This is a genomic window from uncultured Rothia sp., from assembly GCF_937976295.1.
Taxonomy (GTDB): domain Bacteria; phylum Actinomycetota; class Actinomycetes; order Actinomycetales; family Micrococcaceae; genus Rothia.
In genome coordinates this window covers 1-4,542 of the sequence record NZ_CALJRY010000245.1, presented here as the reverse complement: position 1 = coordinate 4,542, position 4,542 = coordinate 1, and the positions used below count along the sequence as shown (strand labels likewise).

The 4,542-nt window shown below is 60.9% G+C and carries 3 protein-coding genes and 1 tRNA gene; 3 read left to right on the top strand and 1 reads right to left on the bottom strand.

Annotated features, from left to right (window positions below):
- Nucleotides 1-1,766 (bottom strand): ABC-F family ATP-binding cassette domain-containing protein (locus Q0216_RS06620; protein WP_298593925.1); only part of this gene is annotated, 1,766 nt, incomplete at its 3' end.
- Between the two features lie 234 nt (nt 1,767-2,000).
- Here Q0216_RS06620 and Q0216_RS06615 point away from each other — a divergent pair.
- From Q0216_RS06615 to Q0216_RS06605, 3 genes are all read left to right on the top strand, one after another.
- A tRNA-Gln gene (locus Q0216_RS06615) sits at nt 2,001-2,071 on the top strand.
- A gap of 88 nt (nt 2,072-2,159) precedes the next feature.
- The gene (gene glmU, locus Q0216_RS06610) at nt 2,160-3,614 is read left to right on the top strand and encodes a bifunctional UDP-N-acetylglucosamine diphosphorylase/glucosamine-1-phosphate N-acetyltransferase GlmU (protein ID WP_298593923.1); all 1,455 of its coding nucleotides are present in this window, start codon (nt 2,160-2,162) and stop codon (nt 3,612-3,614) included.
- Nucleotides 3,615-3,634: 20 nt separating this feature from the next.
- Nucleotides 3,635-4,542 (top strand): ribose-phosphate diphosphokinase (locus Q0216_RS06605; protein ID WP_298593921.1); only part of this gene is annotated, 908 nt, incomplete at its 3' end.

The following is a 4,542-nucleotide window of genomic DNA, read 5'->3' as shown; positions in this document are numbered from 1 at the left end:
GTCTGCTGCTGCTCGCCGAGCGCCGCCAAACCGGCGTAGTCGGAGGCGTCGTGCGCGCTCATCTGCTCGGAGAGCTTCTCCTGCTCTGCAGCGAGCTTGGCGAGGCGCCGCTCAATCGCACCGGATTCCTTCTGCGCCGCACGCAACTCGGCACCGGAAACCTTCGGGGCCTCCGGCTCAGCAGAAGCCTGCGCCGAGGAGGCGGCACGCGCCTGCGCGCTACCGGCGGCAGAACCGCCAGCACCGGCTGCTGAGAGCGCCAAATATTCGTCCACACCGCCGGGCAGGTGACGGAACGAACCGTCAATCACGGCGTACTGCTGATCGGTGACGCGCTCCATGAGGTAACGGTCGTGGCTGACCACCAGCAGGGTACCCGGCCAGGTGTCCAGCAGGTCCTCCATCGCGGCGAGCATATCGGTATCCAGGTCGTTGGACGGCTCGTCGAGAATCAGCACGTTCGGCTCATCCAGCAGAATCAGCATGAGCTGCAGGCGACGCTTCTGACCACCCGAAAGGTCCTTGACCGGGGTAGACAGCTGCGCGCTCGTAAAGCCCAGACGCTCCAGCATCTGCGAGGGAGACAGCTCCTTACCATCGGCAATGTAGCTGCGCTTCTTGCGGCCAATCACATCCGAGACGCGGTCGTTAGCGACCTCGTTGAGCTCATCGAGCTGCTGGGTCAGGGTCGCAATCTTCACGGTCTTACCGTGCTTGACGCGGCCCTCGGTCGGCTTCAGATCGCCGGTCACCAGAGAGAGTAGGGTGGACTTCCCCGCGCCGTTCACGCCCAGGATGCCGGTGCGCTCGCCGGGGGCAATACGCCAGGTGACCTTCTTCAGCACCGGGCGCTTGCCGCCGGGCATCGAGGGGTCGTCGTAGACGACGGAAACGTTTTCGAGATCGACCACGTCCTTGCCGAGGCGGGAGACCGCCATCTTCTTCAGCTCCACGGTGTCACGCACCGGCGGAACGTCCGCAATGAGGGCGTTGGCGGCATCAATGCGGAACTTCGGCTTGGAGGTACGCGCGGGCGCACCGCGGCGCAACCAGGCGAGCTCCTTGCGCATGAGGTTCTGACGCTTCGCCTCCGCTGCGGCTGCCTGACGGTCACGCTCCACACGTTGCAGGATGTACGCAGCGTAGCCGCCCTCGAAGGGCTCGACGATGCGGTCGTGCACCTCCCAGGTGTCGGTACAGATTTCGTCGAGGAACCAGCGGTCGTGGGTAACAACCATGAGGCCGCCCGCGTTCTTTGGCCAGCGGGACTTCAGGTGGTTGGCGAGCCAGGTGATGGCTTCAACGTCCAGGTGGTTGGTGGGCTCGTCGAGCATGAGCACGTCCCACTCCTGCGCGAGCAGGGAGGCGAGCGCTACGCGTCGGCGCTGACCGCCGGAGAGCGAAGAGACGGGTGCGTCCCAGGGCAGGTCAGAGACCAGGCCGGAGATGACATCGCGGATGCGTGCCTGTGACGCCCATTCGTATTCGGGGGTGTCGCCCACAATTGCGTAGCCGACGGTGTGGTCGTCGTCGAGGACGTCTGACTGGTCGAGGTAGCCGATGCGGGTGCCGCCGCGCACGGTGACGCGGCCGGAGTCCGGTTCGAGCCGGCCGGCAAGAATCTTCATGAGGGTGGATTTGCCGTCGCCGTTGCGGCCGACAATGCCGATGCGGTCGCCTTCGTTCAGACCGACCGTGATGCCTTCAAAGATGGTTCGGGTAGGGAATTCGAGGTGCAGCGATTCGCCGCCAAGTAGATGTGCCACGCCTTCTAGGGTACAGGGTGAGTCTTCACTTCAAGTAGCGCTCCAGGCTTTGATGAGAGGGTACTCGATGGCGGTGAGAAAAGCTGTGGGGATTGCGGGGCACGCGGCTAAGTTGAGCACAGATATTTGATAAACTGAGGAAAGCATTTCCTGCATTGCGCTGTTCTGTGCCCAAAATGGCGGCCAATGACAATGAGGGCCTGTTACCAGGAACTCATGTGAATGTATGGATAATCCGCCATGGTGTAATGGCAGCACAGCGGCCTTTGGAGCCGTTTGTCTAGGTTCGAGTCCTAGTGGCGGAGCGTAAGCACTCAACGGCACCGTTGATTAGAGAGTTAGCGGTCCGCGCTCACTCCTCACTCTTACAACCTCGTCTAAGGAGTCTTCCCAGTGAATACTGAACTGGCACCCTCTGCAGTGATTGTTCTCGCCGCAGGCGCTGGTACGCGTATGAAGTCCGCTACCCCCAAGGTTATGCACGGCATCGGTGGTCGTTCCATGGTGGAGCACGCTGTCGCCGCTGCACGCGATTTGAACCCTGAGCGCCTTGCTGTTGTGGTGCGCCACCAGCGCGATAAGGTTGCTGAGCACGTCCTTGCTTTTGACCCCGAAGTAACCATTGTTGACCAGGATGAGATTCCCGGTACCGGTCGCGCTGTTGAGGTCGGTCTGAACGCTCTGGATGCGCAGGCTCCCGTTTCCGGCACCGTCCTGGTGACCTACGGTGACGTTCCCCTGCTGCGTCCCGAGACCCTGCGCGAACTGATTGCTTTCCACGAGGGCGACAAGAACTCTGTGACCGTTCTGACCACTCACGTGGATGAGCCCGGCGCGTACGGTCGTATTGTCCGTAACCAGGCTGGCGAAGTGACCGCCATTGTTGAGGCGAAGGACGCTTCCCCCGAAGAGCTTGAAATCACCGAAATTAACTCCGGTATTTACGCTTTTGACGCCGCTGTTCTGCGCGAGGCACTGCTCGAAGTGACCACCAACAACGCACAGGGCGAGAAGTATATTACCGACGTTCTGTCCATCGCTCGTTCTAAGGGCTACCGCACCTCCGCCCTGGCTATTGAGGACCGCTGGGAGGTCGAGGGTGCTAACGACCGCGTGCAGCTGGCTCAGCTGGGTCGTATGCTCAACAACCGCATCCTTGAGGCTCACATGCGTAATGGCGTGACCATCGTTGATCCTGAGAACACCTGGATTGACGTCACCGTCACCATTGAGAACGACGTAACCCTGCTGCCCGGCACCCAGTTGCACGGTTCTACCACCGTCGCTACCGGCGCCACCATTGGCCCGGACACCACCCTGACTGATATGACCGTTGAGGCTGACGCTACCGTCATCCGCGCGCACGGTCACGGCGCTGTCATTGGCGAAGGTGCAACTGTTGGCCCCTTCGCATACCTGCGCCCCGGTACCACCCTGGGCAAGGACGCTAAGCTTGGCACCTTCTGCGAGGCTAAGAACTCGCAGATTGGCGATGGCGCAAAGGTTCCGCACCTGTCCTACGTTGGTGATGCCACCATCGGTGAGGGCGCAAACATTGGTGCTGGCTCTATCTTCGCGAACTACAACGGCCTGGTGAAGAACCGCTCCGTTATTGGCGCTCATGCTCGCATGGGCTCCGCAGGTATTTACGTTGCACCTGTTACTGTCGGTGACGGTGCCTACTCCGGCGCGGGCGCGCTGATCCGTAAGGATGTTCCTGCGGGCGCCCTCGCCTACTCTGAGACTTCCCAGCGCACTATCGATGGCTGGGTTCTGAAGAACCGTGCTGGTACCGAACCCGCCGAGGCTGCTAAGGCTGCTGGCGCTCAGGATCCGGCAGAATCCTAATTCGAGGAAAGAACAACACCATGAGTAGCGAGATTACCAACCCCGGTGAGCGCAAGCTTGTAGTGGTCTCCGGCCGAGCACACCCCAAGCTTGCCGAGGAGATTGCGCAGGCACTTGATCACGACCTGCTGCCCACCTCCGCATACACCTTCGCCAACGGCGAGACCTACGTCCGCTTTGAGGAGTCGGTGCGCGGTGCGGACGCTTTCGTGATTCAGTCGCACCCGGCACCCATCAACGAGTGGCTCATGGAGCAGATCATTATGATCGATGCGCTCAAGCGTGCATCCGCTCGTTCCATTACCGTGGTGTCTCCTTTCTACCCGTATGCTCGTCAGGACAAGAAGCACAAGGGCCGCGAACCTATCTCGGCACGTCTGATTTCGGACCTGTACAAGACCGCTGGTGCTGACCGCCTGATGTGCGTGGATCTGCACACTTCGCAGATTCAGGGCTTCTTTGACGGCCCGCTGGATCACCTCTTTGCGATTCCGGTTCTTGCTAAGCACATTCGCGAGCGCGTGGACGACCTGTCCAACGTGACTGTTGTGTCCCCGGATACCGGTCGTGTGCGTGTGGCTGAGCACTGGGCTGATCTGCTGGACGGCGCACCCCTGGCGTTCGTGCACAAGACCCGCGACATTAACGTCCCCAACCAGGCTGTTTCTAAGACTGTTGTGGGTGACATCGAGGGTCGTACCTGTGTGCTGATTGACGACATGATTGACACCGGCGGCACCATTGCTGGCGCTGTGAAGGTCCTCATGGACAAGGGCGCGAAGGAAGTTATTATCGCAGCAACCCACCCGGTTCTGTCCGATCCGGCTGCTGAGCGTCTGTCTCAGTGCGGTGCTGTGGAGGTCGTCGTGACTAACACCCTGCCCGTGCCGGAAGAGAAGCAGTTCGATAACCTGACTATTCTCTCCAT